The sequence below is a fragment of the Streptomyces sp. NPDC045287 genome, assembly GCF_056432325.1.
Window position 1 is genome coordinate 338,416 of the sequence record NZ_JBWKJG010000003.1, and the last position, 15,430, is coordinate 353,845.

The following is a 15,430-nucleotide window of genomic DNA, read 5'->3' on the forward strand; positions in this document are numbered from 1 at the left end:
CTAGCGGATGTTCGGGTCGAAGGTGAAGATCACCAGCGTGCCCAGAAGGATGGTGAACACCGTCGCGGTGTACAGCAGGCCCTTGAGCCACAGGCGCGTGCTCGGGCGCTCGGCGTAGTCGTTGATGACGGTACGCAGGCCGTTCGCGCCGTGCAGCATCGCGAGCCACAGCATCAGCAGGTCCCAGACCTGCCAGAACGGGGACGCCCAGCGGCCCGCCACGAAGGCGAAGCCGATCTTGGAGACGCCGCCGTCCAGCACGAGCTGGATCAGCAGGTGGCCGATGACGAGGACGACGAGGACCACGCCGGACAGGCGCATGAACAGCCACGCGGCGAGCTCGAAGTTGCCCCGCGTCGACTTCGGGCTCCGCTTGGTCCGCTTGCGGGGCGCCTCGATCAGCGGGGCGGGGTTGTCGACGTCGTAGAGGCTCACGCCCTCGACGGGACCGACGGCGGGGGTGGTGTCAGCAGACATGTCTGGCGTCAGCTCCCGAACAGTTCACGTGCGGCGTGGCCGAGGACGGGGTAGACGGCGCCCGCCATCAGCACGATCCAGATGCCCATGACGGTCCAGAGCATCTGCTTCTGGTAGCGGGGGCCCTTGGCCCAGAAGTCCACGGCGATGACGCGCAGACCGTTGAGCGCGTGGAAGAGGATGGCGGCCACCAGGCCGTACTCCAGCAGCGCGACGATCGGCGTCTTGTACGTCGCCACGACTTCGTCGTAGGCCTCGGGCGAGACGCGGACGAGAGCGGTGTCCAGTACGTGTACGAACAGGAAGAAGAAGATGAGGACGCCGGTGACTCGATGAGCCACCCACGACCACATCCCTTCCCGGCCGCGGTACAGCGTTCCAGCCGGCACGGAAAAACCCTCCGGGAGCGGGGATCAGGGTCGGCCGGCTTCTCTGTCGGTCAGACCCGGCCGGGTACGGTCCACCGGCCCCGGTCATGGTAGCGACGACTTGTCGGTTCCCTCACGCGGGGTCCATAGGTGTGATCAAACAGGCAATCAAACAGGCTCGGACGGCCCATTGTATCCGCTTCAATCATCACTTCAGGTGACAAGGCGGACAAGCCGGGCCCGGGTCAGGCGGCGGAGCTCCTCGGCGACGACGGCCCGCTCCTTCTCCGGCGTGTTGCCGAGCCGCGCCCGGATCCCGTCCAGGATCAGGTTCGAGTGCTCATCGGACCGGTCGTCGTCGATGCAGGCGACGAAGACGTGGCCGAAACGCGCCACGTACACGTCGTGCGCCGCGCGCAGCGCCGTGCAGGCCACCGGGCACGTGCCCGGCGGGAAGACGGGCGCGACCTCGTCGGCCAGCGCCTCGTCGAGGTCGGCGCCGGACAGGTCGTACGCGGCTTCGTCGGCGGCGGCGAGCAGTGCCTCGACGGTCGGGTACGGGCGGTGGCGGGTCAGGCGGCGCGCCCAGCGGCGGCTCCCGCAGCAGGCCAGCAGGGACGCCTCCGCGGCGGAGACGGGCGCGGTGTTGAACAGGGAGAGGCGATCGGTGGGGCGCGGGGCGTGGGGCTGGGCCACCACGGCCGCGGTGGCGCAGGGGGCCTGCGGGACGCCGGAGAGGGATTCGCGGGACAGCGTGGGCTCCTTGGACGGAACGGCGAGCGGGGGGAGTAGAGCGGAATGTGTGAAGAGAGTGACGCAACGTTACCGAGAGTGAGCGACTGCGGTTCGAAGCCTTTCCGTTTTTCACTCGGAAGGCAGAGTTTCGATGTGAGGAATGGACGCACTCGGCGCGTCGGTACCGGGGCCCAGTGGCCTCGGGGAGGAGGCAAGCGCGTGACTGCCCGTAACGAACCCGCAGGTAAGGGACCGATACCGGACACCGTCAGGTCTTTTGTTACGCCCTTTGGCCGGTCCACCGCTTCCCCTGGCCGCATCAATCACCCGAACGGCCCCGCGCCCGGCGCACGCGACGGCGCTCTGGAGGCGCCTGCCGCCCCCGTGCGGGACGCGCCCGCGCACCCCGGGGCGCGGGCCGGGCGCGGACGGGACGGTGGTTCCGGGTGGGGCGCCGGCTCCGGGTGGGGTAGCGGCTCCGGGTGGGGCGGTGGTGCGGCCGGGGGCCGCCCCCGGCGGCGCGGCGGGCCCCCCGCGCGTTCCGGGCGGCGGGGGAGGGCGCCCCGGTGGGCGGCCGGCCCCCTGGCCCTCGCGCTGCTCCTGGGACTCGGCGGGTGCGGGGGCGGCGGGGACGGCGGCGCCCCCAGCCCCGGTGCGGCGACCGCCTCGCCCCGTACCGCCTCCGCCTCCCCCACGCCCAGCCCCACGCGGACCTACCCGCTCTCCACCGCGCCGCGCACCATCCCCGCCGTGCGGGAGCACGTGGCCGCGCGGGGGCCCGGGTGGCGGCCCGGCGCGGGAAGCGGCGTGGTCGTCGCGCGCGGCAGCGGCGCGCTGGCCGACGAGGCGCGGCTCCTCGCCCGGGAGCTGGGCATCGCGGACCGGGGCGAACGGCCCGCCCGCGCCGGGGACATCGAACTGGCCCTCGACGGCGGCGGGGCGTCCGGCGCCCCCGAGTCGTACGCGTTGACGGTCCGCGACGGCCGCGTCCGCGTCACCGGGCCCGACGAGGCGGGCGTCTTCTACGGGACGCGGACCGTCAAGCAGGCCCTCCGCTCCGGCGGCGCCGTGCCGGAGGGCGTCATCCGGGACCGGCCCGACCGCCCGCAGCGCGGACTGATGATCGACATCGCCCGCAAGCACTTCACCGCCGCCTGGCTGGAGGCCCGCGTCCGCGAGATGGCCGACCTGAAGCTGAACCAGCTCGGGCTGCACTTCTCCGACGACCAGGCGTTCCGCATCGAGTCGGACAGCCACCCCGAGGTCGTGTCGCGGCAGCACCTCACCAAGGCGGAGGTCCGCCGGATCGTCGCCCTCGCGACGAGCCTGCACATCACCGTGATCCCCGAGGTCGACTCGCCGGGCCACCTCGGCGCCGTCCTCGCCGCCCACCCCTCCCTCCGCCTGCGGAACGCGCAGGGCACCGTCGCGCGCGGGGCGATCGACATCGCGCGGCCCGAGTCGGCGCGGATCGTCGACGACCTGCTGCGTGAGTACGCGCGGCTGTTCCCCGGCCGGTACTTCCACATCGGCGCCGACGAGTACCGGGCGCTCACGGCGTCCGACCCGGAGGCGTCCTACCCGGCGCTGGCCGCCGAGGCCCGCCGCCGGCACGGCTCCGGGGCGCGGATCCAGGACCTGGCGACGGGCTGGCTCAACGACCGGGCGGCGGTCGTGCGGGCGGCCGGCAAGCAGCCGAAGGCGTGGAACGACGGGTTCTTCCGCGGCGGGGTGGTCGCCGCCGACAAGCGCGTCGAGGTCGAGTACTGGACGGGCCGCGAGATCGGCGCGCGCCCCCCGGTGGAGTACCTGCGCGAGGGCCGCAAGGTCGTCAACGCCAACGACCGGTACCTCTACTACGTCCTGGGCGAGCCGAACCAGTTCACGTACCCGACGGGCCGGGAGATCTACGCGTCGTGGACGCCGCTGGTGCTGCGCGGCACGCAGGCGGTGCCGGCGCGGTACTCCGGGCAGATCCTGGGCGGCCGGTTCGCCGTGTGGTGCGACCTCGCGAACGCCCAGACGCAGGACCAGGTCGCCGCCGGGATCAGGATGCCGCTGCGGGCGCTGGCGCAGAAGGTGTGGGACCCGCGCGAACCGGCCCTCTCCTGGTCCGAGTTCTCGGCGCTCGCCGGGCGGCTGTGACGCGCCGCGGGCCCGCCCGGGGGCGCGGGGGCCGCGCCGCGGGTCCGGCGCGGGCAGGGGCGGCCGATCCGTGCCCGCACCGGGGTGGGGCCGCGCCCCCGACACCGAAGTGAGGTTTCGCGCCACGGCCGGTGACGCTTTTTCGCCATCCGACGCAGTAAGGGGAAGTACCGCGTTCGCGACGGGAGACGTCATGAGTCCGAGCACGAGCACGACCCCGCCCCTGGTGGAACTGATCGCGCGGGCCGGTGAGCGGGGACTGGCCGCCGCCGCGCTGGCCTGCCTCGACCGCTGCCTGCCGCTGCTCGTCCCGGAGGCCACCGACCAGCTCCGCCCCCTGTGGCTGGGCGTCGCGCGCCAGGGGGCCGACTGGCCCGACCGCGTCGCGGAGGCGAGGGCCGCGGTCGAGGCCGCCGGTGCCGCCCCGGCGGACGCCGAGGAGGCCGCGCTCGTACGGCGGATGCTGGACGCCGCGCCCGGCGCGTGGGCGCGGGAGCCGCTCCGGGAGTGGGCCGACACGTGCTCCCTCGCCGCCCTGGAGCTGCACCACCGGCTGTGCGCCGCCCCGTCGCCGGGGCTCGCGGAGGTCCTGGACCGCTGCCGCACGGGCGGGCCGGAGGGCGTGGGACCGCTGGTGGAGGGGGAACTGCGCCGTCAGGTGCGGGTCCTGGAGGTCCTCGGGGACGGCGGGGCGGGCGGGCTGCGCCGGGCCCTGGACCTGTCCGCCGAGGGCCGCCGCGTCCTCGGGGCGGTCCTGTCGCGCCGGGCCCGCACGGCGTAGGGGCGCGGCGACCCGCGCGGGGCGGCAGCGGGTCCGGAGCGGTGTCCTGTCCGGAGCGGCGGCGTGTCCGGGGCGGTGGGGCCCGGGAGGCGGGTCAGCCGGGGCGGCGGGGTGACCGAGGCGGCGGGGCCGGGCGGCCGGGGCGGCGGCACCGCTCAGAACAGCAGCAGCACCGCCGCCCCCCACACCGCCGACACGACCGCGACGAGCGGCCCCACCGGCATGCCCTGCTGCCCCGGCGCGGCCTCCTCCAGGGGCCGCAGCCCGGGCCTCCGCAGCAGCGCGTGGGCCTCCTCGGCGGCGCGCGGCCCGTACGGCTCGCGGCCCAGCCGCCGCTCCAGCCACGCCCAGCCGATGGGCGAGAGGACCACCTCGGTGTCCTCCTCCCGCGCGACGACGAGGTCGCCGCCGTGGTTGTGGCGCACGGTCAGCACGTCGTCCCACAGGACGCGCCGCACCCGCCACGGTCCGGCGACCCACAGCCCGTCGCGGTCGGCGGTGAGCCGCCAGTTGAGCGCCGTCGACGCGGACGTGACGACGAAGAACAGGCCGACCAGCGGGAACACCGACAACCACGACACCTCGTCGTCGAGCAGCGCCCACACCCCGCCGCCCTGCACCAGCAGCAGGAACACGCCGACGGCGCGCGACACGCCGTGCGCGCCCCACGTCCGGGGCGCGACGGACGGCCCCAGCGCCGCGGCGACCTCGTCGACCGGCCGCCGCCGTCCGCCGCCGGGGCCCCCGGGCCGCCCCGGCGCGGGGACGGGATCCGGCAGGCCGCCGCCGAAGAGGCCCGCCACGGCCGGTTTCACGGCGGTGACGCTGCACTCCACGGACACTTCGGTGCGGTCCCCGTCGTCGGGGGCGACGAAGGCGAGTTCGGTACCGGTGAACGGCAGGCCGTACAGGACGGCCTCGCGCAGCGGGGGCGGCGGGTCCTCGCCCTTCAGGACGGCGCCGACCCTGCGCAGCCCCTCGGCGAGCTCGTCGCCGTCGTCCGCGTCGTCCTCGTCCGCGTCGTCTTCGTCGTCCTCGTGCGGGGCGCGCCGGGCCCCGGGGGCGTCGGGGCCGTCCTCGAAGGCGTGGAGGGAGTGGAAGTGGAGGAGGGGCCGCCCGGCGTCGAGGTCGTCGGCCGCGTACACCCACGTCCTGCCGTCGTCGTGGCCCTCGCGGACCAACACCCGCAGGACGGGCAGCGGGCCGCGGTGCAACTGCCGGGACCGGGTCCGCCCGTCGACCGCGTTGGCGAGGAACGCCAGCCCGCCGACGAGCCCGGCGAGGACGAGCAGCTCCCAGCCGAAGACGTCGTACGGCTCCGCCGCCAGCCGGGCCCAGTCGCCGTCCACGAACAGGTCGACCCGGCTGTCGACGGGGTGGTCCTCGGAGTGGGCGGTCTCCACCCGGTGGACCCGGCCGCCGACGGCGACCCCGATCAGCGTCCCGTCCGGGTCGGACGCGGTGACCGTGCCGGTCACGGGCGTCAGCCCGACGACCCGCCGCTCGTACGCGTCGACGACCTGCTGCGCCCGCCAGTACCCGAACACGGCGACGGCCAGCAGCAGCGACGCCAGCGCGAAGGAGAGCCGCCCGCGCCGGAACGCGAGGGCCGCGGCCGGTACGGGGTGGACGGCCGGGCCCGCCGCCTCGCGCGCCAGCGCCCGCTGCCGGGCGGCGGCGGCGAGGCGGTGGAGGAGCCCGGCCGCGGCGAACCCGACCGCCGCGGCGAAGGCGAGCCACGACGGCTCCCCCAGCGCGGCGGCGACCCCGCCGTCCGCCAGGTGCCCGAGGAGGACCACCGCGAGGCCGGGCAGGGCGAGCCGGGGCTGCCGCACCACCCAGTACAGGGTGAGCAGCAGCACCGCGGCGAACCCGAGGCCCGGCCAGTCCGTCCCGCACGGCTCGGCCGGGGTGCACGGGTCGGCGGGGGCCGCCGCCACCCGCCACCCCGCCGCGAGGGCCAGGCCCAGTACGGCCCACAGCGGGTGCGCCCACGCGGCGGGCACGGCGGCCAGCCACCGCCGGGCGTCGGAGGACCGCCAGGCGGCGGTTCCGGGCGGTATGTGCCCGGCGGGAAGGGGGACGGGCGAGGCGGTGTTCACCCGCGTATTATCGCGGCGTCCGGGACGGTTTCTGAGGGGTTGTCAGAGGGTGTCGCCCCAGCCGCCCTGGATCATCGTCTGGAACGCCCAGGCGCCGTCCCGCTTGACCAGGACGTCGGCGTACCGCAGCCGCCGCGTCTCGCCGTCGGCGGTCATGGTCGAGTCGGTGAAGACGACCGCCAGGGCGGGGGAGAGGAAGACGGGCGTCCGCGTCGACTCGAAGGCGATGTCCCCGGCGCCGTCGCCCATCACCCCGGTCATGGTGGCGACGAACCGCTCCCGGTCCCACTGCGCGGTCCGCCCCTCGCCCGCCGAGTCGTCGCTGACGAGGTTCAGCGGGAAGACGGCCATGTCGGCCATCCCCGCGACGTCGCGCCGCGCGCTGCGGGCGTCGTACTCCGCGAACCACGCGTCCAGCCCGGCGCGGTCCTCGGCGGTGGGGACGTATCCGGTCTCGGGAAGGAAGGTCACTCGGGCTCCTCATGGACGAGGTGGTCAACTTTGACTACGCGAGAAAGGTATCCCCGACGCCTCTAGTAATCAAACTTGACTAGAAGTGACGTAGGTCACCCTTCGTGTGACACTTCCGCCGGGGCGCACGCAGGCTGTGGTGTGGGGGGAGACGACAGGGAGCTGGCCGCGGCCGTCCTGCTGGCGCGGGGCGGCGACGAGCGGGCCTTCGCGTACGTGTACCGGGCGGTGCACCCCGGGCTCCTGGGGCACCTGCGGGGACTCGTCGGCGACGACGCCGAGGACGTGGCCGCCGAGGCGTGGCTGGAGATCGCGAGGGACCTCGGCCGGTTCCGGGGCGACGGCGGCGGGTTCCGCGGCTGGGCGGCGACCATCGCGCGGCACCGGGCGCTGGACCACCTGCGCAGGCAGCGCCGCCGACCCCGCGCCGCGCCGCTCGAACAGGACGCGCTGGACCTCCCCGACCGGCACGACACGGCGTCCGCCGCGCTGGAGTCCCTGGCGACGGAGGAGGTGCTCGCCCTGGTCCGGTCGCTCCCGCGCGACCAGGCGGAAGCGGTCCTGCTGCGCGTGGTGGTCGGCCTGGACGGCCCGGCGGCGGCGCGGCTCCTGGGCAAGCGGCCGGGAGCGGTGCGCACGGCCGCGCACCGGGGGCTGAGGCGACTGGCCGGGGACCTGGAGCGACCCGAGGGCCTGGAAGGGGCCGGGGACTTGGAGCGCCGCGGGGGTCTGGAGGGGGCCGGGGACTTGGAGCGACCCGGGGGACTGGAGTAACCCGCGGGCCCGGAGCGGGCCGGGACCTGGAGCGGGCCGGGGCCCGGAGCGCCCCGGGGGACTGGAGCGGCCCCGGCGGGGAGGCGGCGCGCGGTGGCTGACGCGCCCGGCACTCCGAAAAGACGACCGGGACCACCGCCCCCGGCCTCCTGCACCCTGGAGGGCCCACGGGCCGTCGTGCCGTTCGGGCAGGGGTTCCCGTCCGCCACCCGGAACGGTCCCCGAGGGCCGCCGCGCCAGAAGTCGCCGTGACGCCGATGGACGACCTTCGACTCCGAGGTCCTCGGGCCGCACTTCGAGGACCCGGCCCGCGACTCCACCCGTCGTCACGCCCACCCCTCGTCGGCCTGCGGACCGCCCGGCGAGGTGCGGGGCCCCAGGGGAAACGGCAGCTCGTTCAGCCACCGCCCAGGGGCGGCGTCACGCGCGTCCGCCGTACGCGCCGCCGAACCCCCGGGACCGGGTCCAAGGCCCTCCGCCGCAACGGCTCTTGACCTGGAGCGCGCTCCAGATACGAGCATGGGCGGCATGAACACCACCGACCCCCAGATCGTCCTCGGGACCATGGACTTCGGCACCCGCGTCGACCCCGACCGGGCTTTCGCGATCCTCGATTCCTTCGTCGCCGCCGGCGGCGTCTGGCTCGACACCGCGAACTGCTACTCCTTCTGGGCCGACCCCAGCGGCGTCGGCGGCGCCAGCGAACGCGTCATCGGCGCGTGGCTCCGGGCCCGTCCGGGCGCGCGCGACGCGGTGCGGATCGCGACGAAGGTCCGGCAGAACCCGCTCGTTCCGCACTCCTGGCCGGAAAGCGCCGAAGGGCTCTCCGCGCGCGCCGTCCACGCCGGCGTGGAGGAGAGCCTGGAACGCCTGGGGGTCGATCACGTCGACCTGCTCTGGGCCCACGCCGAGGACCGCACCGTGCCGCTGGAGGAGACGGTCGGCGCCTTCGGCGAGCTGGTCGCGAAGGGAGTGGCCCTGCGGGTCGGGGCGGCGAACCACGCCGCCTGGCGCGTCGAGCGCGCCCGGGCACTCGCGCGGGAGCGGCGCGTGGAACCGTGGACGGCCCTGCAACTGCGCCACTCCCTCCTCCAGCCGCGTCCGCTCGCCCCCGTCGCGGAGGCCGGCCACCGCATGCTCACCGCCGAGGACCTGGACCTCGCGCGGTCGGAGGGACTCGCGGTGTGGTCGTACACCTCGCTGATGTGGGGTTCCTACGAGCGCGCGGACAAGCCGCTTCCGCACACCTACGATCACCCTGGAACGACCCGGGTGCTCGCGGTCCTGGACGACGTCGCCGGCGAGCTCGCGGCCACGAGGAACCAGGTCGTCCTCGCATGGCTGATGAAGCAGGGCATCGATCCCATCGTCGGCGCGAGCCGGGTGGAGCAGATCGAACAGGCGCTCGCCGCACGCCGCGTGCGGCTCGATGACGAGCACCTGACGCGCTTCGCCGAAGCGCGGTGACGGCCGTGACCGAAGGAGCCCCATGACCACCCTGGCCCCGGCGGCAGCCGCCGACCGCGCCGGCGTCTCCATCGACACACTGCGCTACTACGAGCGCGAAGGGCTCATCGGCCCGATCCGGCGCTCCGCCGGCGGGCGTAGGGAGTACACCGAGGACGACCTCTTCTGGATCGGCCTGATCACGTGTTTCCGCGAGGCCGGCCTCGGCATCGCGGACCTGCGGGGGTTCGTCGCCATCCTGCGCGCCGAGCACCCTCCGCAGGAGCGGGTCGCCTTCCTCCGCGAGCGCCGTGCCGCCCTGGAGCAGCGGGTGGCGGCGCTGTGCCGGGCCATGGAGGTCCTCGACGAGAAGATCGCCTACTACAGCTGAGCGCCGGGAGTCCCGTACTCGGCCCGCGCCCCACCCTTCGCGTGCCGCCACCCGTGGATCCCGCCCCCATGGCCGGGGCCGCACGAACGACGCGGACGCGGGGAGGGAGCCCCGTGGAGACCTCGGCGAACGCGGGCCGCGCGGGGCGCTCGGCGCGTTGGGCACGCGGTTGGTCACGGTGACCGGTCACGTGCCGCATCACCGCAGGTCAGGGCCGCGGAGATCGGAGCGACGACCGGGGCCGCCACCCCCCACAGGAGAGGCCCCGGCCGTCGTCCGCGGGTCCGCAGGACGGCCCCGTACTCCTAACAGCGCCACGGGTGCGTTTTCTGTCACACCACCCCGAGACCCAGTCGGTTGCATGTTGTACAAACATGGACGAGATGCGGCAGCAGCACGTAGCGTGCTGCTGCGCGCTGGGCGGACCGGCCTGATGTGCCTGTCGCGATGACGAACGGGTTGTGGGAGTGCTGGGGGACGACGCGGAGCTGACCGCCGCAGTGCTCGCGGCACAGGACGGGAACGAAGACGCCTTCCGTACTGTGTACCGCGCCGTGCACCCGCGGCTGCTCGGATACCTACGGACGCTGGTGGGCGACGCGGACGCCGAGGACGTGGCGTCCGAGGCGTGGTTGCAGATCGCCCGGGACCTCGACCGGTTCAGCGGGGACGCCGACCGCTTCCGCGGCTGGGCGGCCCGCATCGCCCGCAACCGCGCCCTGGACCACCTGCGCATGCGTGGCCGCCGTCCCGCCCAGGGCGGCGACGAGACCGAGCTGACCGACAAGCCGGCCGACTGCGACACCGCCGGCGAGGCCATGGAGGCCCTCGCCACCGGCCGCACCATGAACCTGATCGCCCAACTCCCGCAGGACCAGGCCGAGGCGGTGATCCTCCGGGTCGTCGTCGGCCTCGACGCCAAGAGCGCCGCCGAGGCGCTCGGCAAGCGGCCCGGCGCCGTCCGCACCGCCGCCCACCGCGGCCTGAAGCGGCTCGCGGAACTGCTCGGCGCGGGCGACCCGAACGACACCGCGCTGAGCGCCGTACCCCCGCAGCCGGGGCCCCCCACGGAGTCCGGCGCACGCACCCCGGCCGCGCGCCGTGCTGTGACGCATTCGCGCCCGCGGACGCAGAAGGACATGTGATGGCCGACGAGCGGTATGAGTGGCTCGACCACGAAGCGGCGGAGCGACTGCTGCGTGGCGAGCCGGTCGACGCCGACGACGATTACGCACAGTGGCAGGTCGAACGCCTTTCGGAGGTGCTCGACAGCGCCCGCGGTGGCGTCGGCCCCCTCGCGCCGGGCCCCTCGGGCGAGCTGCCCGGCGAGGAGGCGGCGCTCGTGGCGTTCCGCGCCGCCCGGTCCGCACACGTGACGAAGTCGCAGGTGGCGACCGGTTCCGATCTCGGATCCGTACGGATGGGGACAGCTCTGCGCCCGCTGCGCCCGGCCCGCCCGCGCGGCTGGACGCGCCCGGCCCGCTGGGGTCTGGCCGCCTCGGTCGCCGGGCTCGCGGTGGGCGGCGTCGCCGTCGCCGCCAGTACGGGCGTCCTGCCCACGTTCGGCGGCCACAAGACGCCCCTGCCCGCCGCGTCGGCCTCCGCGCCCACCACCCCGGTGGGCCCGGCGGTCGTCCCGCCCGGCTCCACCGGCCCCCGGGCGTCCACCGGTCCGGGCGGCCCGACGTCGTCGACGTCGCCCGCCCCGTCGACCGGCGCGAACGGCGCCGCCACGGTCGGGGGCGGTTCCGCGGGCGGCGACGACGGCACCTCCGGCGGCCGTACCGACCCCGGTGATTGGGGCCGTACGGTCACCAGGGCACCCGACGGCACCTGGCCCGCCCGGGCCACGCAGGCGTGCCGCGACTTCCGCGACGGCCGCCTCGACACCGCGCGCCGGCGGCAGTTGGAGCTCGCGGCGAACGCCGACAGCGGCAGCGTCCGGCGCTTCTGCGACCAGGTCCTGGCCGGCGGTGGCCGCCAGACCGGCAACACGTCCGCCGGCACGGGCGCGGTCGGCGGAACCGGCACGTCCGCCGGTACCGGCGCGGTCGGCGGCCTCCCCGGCACGGGCACGGGAACCGGCACGGGTGTGGGCAAGGGCGGGAGCGGGAGCGGCGGCACCGGAGGCGACTCCGACAACGGCGACCCCGACACCGCCCGAGGCGGCCAGGGCACGACCGGCAAGAACGGCAAGAACGGCGGAGGCGGGAGCGGGGGCACCACCGGCAAGGGGGCCTCCTCCTCCGGCACCTCCGGACAGAAGCCCTCCGGCAAGGGCTCCGACGGCAAGCGGCCCTGACCCGCTGACGGACCCGCCCGGGCCCCGCACGGACCCGCCGGGCCCCGCGGCTCGCCCCTCCGCCGTGTCACCGCCCCGGTTCCGGCGGCTCGTCCCGCCCGCGCGTGCCCGCACCGGGCCCCGCCACCGTCCCGCCCGCGCGTCCCGGCAGCGGATCCTGCCGCCCGGCTTCGCCCGCGCGTGCCCCGCCGCCGTCCCGCCCGCGTGCTTCCGTACGGGGACCCCGCCCGCTCCGTCCGCATGCTGTTGCGCCGGGCCCCGCTGCCCCGCTTCGCCCGCGTGTTCCCGTACCGGGTCTCGGCCGCCTCGCCCCGCCCGCGCGCCCCGGCGGCGGGACCGCCGCCCGGCTCGCCCGCGCGTCCCCGCGCCGGGTCGCGCCGCCCGTGCGCCCGCGCGCTCGTGCGGCTTCCGCTTCGCCCGTGACACGCCTCTGACCTGCGGTTCCTTCGGGTCGCGTGGCAGGTGTGACATTTTTCGAGTCGGTGACGCAGTAATGAGTGAGCCGACTGGTCATCGGCGGCGCAAGGAGCCGGGGTTCCCCCCGTACCTACGGCTCGGCGCACACGGCGCGGGCGGGGCACGTTCCCCCGGTCCCGCCCGCGCCCCTCTCCCGGCCCCGGAGTCCGGAACCCCGGATCGCCCCGGAGCCCCGGATCACCAGTGGACGACCACCTTGTCGCCCACCCGCACCTGCTCGAAGACCTGCGCCAGCCGCGCCTTGTCCCGGACGTTCACACAGCCGTGCGAGCCGCCGTTGTAGCCGCGCGCCGCGAAGTCCGCGGAGTAGTGCACCGCCTGGCCGCGGCTGAAGAACATCGAGTAGGGCATCTCGGAGTGGTACAGCGTCGACGTCCACGTCCGTTCCTTGCGGTCCACCTTGAAGGTGCCCTCGCGGGTCGGCGTGTTGACGGAGCCGAAGCGCACGTCCATCGCCGAGACGACCTTCCCGTCGATCATCCAGGCCAGCGTCCGGCTCTCCTTGCTGATGCACAGCACCCGGCCCGTCATGCAGCGCGGGTCCGGGGCGTCCAGCTCGTTGGTGGTCTGCGGACGCAGCTCGTCCGGCGTGGGCCTCCGCGTCACCGCGGTGAGCCTCTCCCAGGTCGTCCCGTCGACGGCGCCCGTGGCCGGCAGCCCCCGCTCCTCCTGGAACCCCGACACCGCCTCGGCGGTGAGGGCGCCGTAGAAGGCGGTGGGGCTGCGGTGGAAGTGCCCGAGCTGGCGCAGCCGCGCCTGGAGCTCACGCACCCGCTCGCTCTCGGTGCCCTTCGCCATCAGCACCTTCACCACCGGGGACGCCGAGGCGGTCGGCTTGCCGTCGCCGCCCTCCACCGGTGACGAGGAGGCGGGCAGGACCGGGGACGGGGACGCGGAGGTCGAAGGGGAGGAAGGGGAAGACGAGGAAGGGGAGGGCGAGGGGGCCGCCGGCGACGGGGACGCCGAGGCGGGCGTCGGCGAGACGGCCTCGGCCGGTTCCCGCGCGGCCGGCGACGCGGCGGGCCCGGCCGTCCCGACGACCTGGGCGGCGCAGCCGGTGGCCAGGGCGAGCGCCGCGGCGGCGAGCAGCCCCCCGCGTATGGCGGACGGACGACGGTGCATGGAAGCCCCCAGGGATCGGAACCTACGTAGACAGGGATACTTCCCCGTCCTCCCCGGTTGCCCGACACCGGGGTGGTGTGACGATGCTGTGACCGAAATGGCCCCGGGAGGCCGACCGGGGGCTGTGAGGAAGGTCCCAGCGTGCGGCCCTCCACCCGCCGCACGCCCGCCGCTACAGTCCGTCGCGAGGGTCGGTACCTGCGAGTAGGTCTATCGGAAGGCACAGCACATGGCGCGCGAGTCGGAGTCGGGACTGCCCATCGAACCGGTGTACGGGCCGGACGCCCTGTCCGGCTGGGACGCGGCGGAGAAGCTGGGCGAACCGGGCTCGTACCCCTTCACCCGGGGCGTCTACCCGACGATGTACACGGGCCGCCCCTGGACCATGCGGCAGTACGCCGGTTTCGGTACGGCCGTCGAGTCCAACGCCCGCTACAAGCAGTTGATCGCGAACGGCACGATGGGCCTGTCCGTCGCCTTCGACCTGCCCACGCAGATGGGCCACGACTCGGACGCCCCGATCGCGCACGGCGAGGTCGGCAAGGTCGGCGTGGCGATCGACTCGATCGACGACATGCGCGTCCTGTTCGACGGCATCCCGCTGGACAAGGTCTCCACGTCGATGACGATCAACGCGCCGGCCGCCCTCCTGCTCCTGCTCTACCAACTGGTCGCCGAGGAGCAGGGCGTGCCCGCCGACCAGCTCACCGGCACGATCCAGAACGACGTGCTGAAGGAGTACATCGCCCGCGGCACGTACATCTTCCCGCCGAAGCCGTCCCTCCGGCTGATCGCCGACATCTTCCAGTACTGCAAGGCCGAGATCCCGAAGTGGAACACCATCTCGATCTCCGGCTACCACATGGCGGAGGCCGGCGCGTCGCCCGCGCAGGAGATCGCGTTCACCCTCGCGGACGGCATCGAGTACGTCCGCACGGCCGTCGCCGCGGGCATGGACGTCGACGACTTCGCGCCCCGCCTGTCGTTCTTCTTCGTCGCCCGGACCACGATCCTGGAAGAGGTCGCCAAGTTCCGCGCGGCCCGCCGGATCTGGGCGCGGGTGATGCGCGAGGAGTTCGGCGCGAAGAACCCCAAGTCGTGGATGCTGCGCTTCCACACCCAGACCGCGGGCGTCCAGCTCACCGCCCAGCAGCCCGAGGTCAACCTGGTCCGCGTCGCCGTCCAGGGCCTCGCCGCCGTGCTCGGCGGCACGCAGTCGCTGCACACCAACTCGTTCGACGAGGCCATCGCGCTGCCCACCGACAAGAGCGCCCGCCTCGCCCTGCGCACGCAGCAGGTCCTCGCGTACGAGACGGACGTGACCGCCACGGTCGACCCGTTCGCCGGCTCGTACGTCATCGAGAAGATGACCGACGACGTGGAGGCCCTGACCCTCGAACTGATGGCGAAGGTCGAGGAGCTGGGCGGCGCCGTCAGCGCCATCGAGCGCGGCTTCCAGAAGAGCGAGATCGAGCGGTCCGCGTACCGCATCGCCCAGGAGACCGACAGCGGCGAGCGGGTCGTCGTCGGCGTCAACCGCTTCACGCTCGACGAGGAGGAGCCCTACGAGCCGCTCCGCGTCGACCCGGCCATCGAGGCCCAGCAGGCCGAGCGCCTCGCCGAGCTCCGCGCCGCGCGCGACCGGGCGGCGGTCGACACGGCCCTCGCCGCGCTGAAGAAGGCGGCGGAAGGCACGGACAACGTCCTCTACCCGATGAAGGAGGCCCTCAAGGCCCGCGCCACGGTCGGCGAGGTCTGCGGCGCGCTGCGCGAGGTGTGGGGCACGTACGTCCCGACGGACGCCTTCTGACCGGCGGAGGCTCCCGTCCCCGGCGCCCG

At 74.9% G+C, this 15,430-nt stretch carries 14 protein-coding genes; 8 read left to right on the plus strand and 6 right to left on the minus strand.

What is annotated here, in order from left to right; translation table 11 throughout:
• The 3 genes from AC07D6_RS07400 to AC07D6_RS07410 all read right to left on the minus strand — a co-directional run bounded on the left by AC07D6_RS07400 (window position 1) and on the right by AC07D6_RS07410 (window position 1,541).
• Window positions 1-477: a succinate dehydrogenase hydrophobic membrane anchor subunit gene (locus tag AC07D6_RS07400; protein ID WP_315878301.1), complete on the minus strand. Its 477-nt coding sequence runs from the start codon at window positions 475-477 to the stop codon at window positions 1-3.
• A gap of 8 nt (window positions 478-485) precedes the next feature.
• On the minus strand, window positions 486-866 hold the full coding sequence (sdhC, locus tag AC07D6_RS07405) for a succinate dehydrogenase, cytochrome b556 subunit (RefSeq protein ID WP_315878300.1): 381 nt from the start codon (window positions 864-866) through the stop codon (window positions 486-488).
• Between the two features lie 192 nt (window positions 867-1,058).
• A complete protein-coding gene (locus tag AC07D6_RS07410; RefSeq protein WP_479042762.1) occupies window positions 1,059-1,541 on the minus strand; it encodes a 2-oxo-4-hydroxy-4-carboxy-5-ureidoimidazoline decarboxylase in 483 nt (160 codons plus the stop codon).
• A 621-nt stretch (window positions 1,542-2,162) separates the two neighbouring features.
• On the opposite strand from AC07D6_RS07410, the gene AC07D6_RS07415 reads away from it, so the two are divergent.
• Window positions 2,163-3,725, plus strand: a complete 1,563-nt coding sequence (locus AC07D6_RS07415) for a beta-N-acetylhexosaminidase (protein ID WP_479042969.1) — start codon at window positions 2,163-2,165, stop codon at window positions 3,723-3,725.
• A 193-nt stretch (window positions 3,726-3,918) separates the two neighbouring features.
• Window positions 3,919-4,506 carry a hypothetical protein gene (locus tag AC07D6_RS07420; RefSeq protein WP_315878298.1) on the plus strand — a complete coding sequence of 196 codons (588 nt, stop codon included), beginning with the start codon at window positions 3,919-3,921 and terminating at the stop codon, window positions 4,504-4,506.
• 155 nt (window positions 4,507-4,661) lie between these two features.
• Here the strand turns inward: AC07D6_RS07420 and AC07D6_RS07425 are convergent, their stop codons facing one another.
• Window positions 4,662-6,608 (minus strand): hypothetical protein, encoded by a 1,947-nt coding sequence (locus AC07D6_RS07425; protein WP_479042765.1) that lies wholly within the window; start codon window positions 6,606-6,608, stop codon window positions 4,662-4,664.
• 42 nt (window positions 6,609-6,650) lie between these two features.
• A complete protein-coding gene (locus AC07D6_RS07430) occupies window positions 6,651-7,079 on the minus strand; it encodes a nuclear transport factor 2 family protein (protein ID WP_479042767.1) in 429 nt (142 codons plus the stop codon).
• Between the two features lie 141 nt (window positions 7,080-7,220).
• Here AC07D6_RS07430 and AC07D6_RS07435 point away from each other — a divergent pair, with 141 nt between their 5' ends.
• The 5 genes from AC07D6_RS07435 to AC07D6_RS07455 all read left to right on the plus strand — a co-directional run bounded on the left by AC07D6_RS07435 (window position 7,221) and on the right by AC07D6_RS07455 (window position 11,992).
• The gene (locus AC07D6_RS07435; RefSeq protein ID WP_479042769.1) at window positions 7,221-7,853 is read left to right on the plus strand and encodes an RNA polymerase sigma factor; all 633 of its coding nucleotides are present in this window, start codon (window positions 7,221-7,223) and stop codon (window positions 7,851-7,853) included.
• A gap of 528 nt (window positions 7,854-8,381) precedes the next feature.
• Window positions 8,382-9,320 carry an aldo/keto reductase gene (locus AC07D6_RS07440; RefSeq protein ID WP_479042771.1) on the plus strand — a complete coding sequence of 313 codons (939 nt, stop codon included), beginning with the start codon at window positions 8,382-8,384 and terminating at the stop codon, window positions 9,318-9,320.
• Between the two features lie 22 nt (window positions 9,321-9,342).
• A complete protein-coding gene (locus tag AC07D6_RS07445; protein WP_479042774.1) occupies window positions 9,343-9,690 on the plus strand; it encodes a MerR family transcriptional regulator in 348 nt (115 codons plus the stop codon).
• Between the two features lie 467 nt (window positions 9,691-10,157).
• Window positions 10,158-10,835 (plus strand): RNA polymerase sigma factor, encoded by a 678-nt coding sequence (locus AC07D6_RS07450; protein WP_315878368.1) that lies wholly within the window; start codon window positions 10,158-10,160, stop codon window positions 10,833-10,835.
• A complete protein-coding gene (locus AC07D6_RS07455; RefSeq protein ID WP_479042777.1) occupies window positions 10,835-11,992 on the plus strand; it encodes a hypothetical protein in 1,158 nt (385 codons plus the stop codon). The genes AC07D6_RS07450 and AC07D6_RS07455 overlap by 1 nt, the downstream gene beginning before the upstream one ends.
• A gap of 654 nt (window positions 11,993-12,646) precedes the next feature.
• On the opposite strand, the gene AC07D6_RS07460 is transcribed toward AC07D6_RS07455, so the two are convergent.
• On the minus strand, window positions 12,647-13,591 hold the full coding sequence (locus AC07D6_RS07460) for a L,D-transpeptidase family protein (protein ID WP_479042779.1): 945 nt from the start codon (window positions 13,589-13,591) through the stop codon (window positions 12,647-12,649).
• A 229-nt stretch (window positions 13,592-13,820) separates the two neighbouring features.
• Between AC07D6_RS07460 and AC07D6_RS07465 the strand changes: the two genes are divergently transcribed.
• Window positions 13,821-15,401 (plus strand): acyl-CoA mutase large subunit family protein, encoded by a 1,581-nt coding sequence (locus AC07D6_RS07465; RefSeq protein WP_315878290.1) that lies wholly within the window; start codon window positions 13,821-13,823, stop codon window positions 15,399-15,401.
• Window positions 15,402-15,430 lie beyond the last annotated feature (29 nt).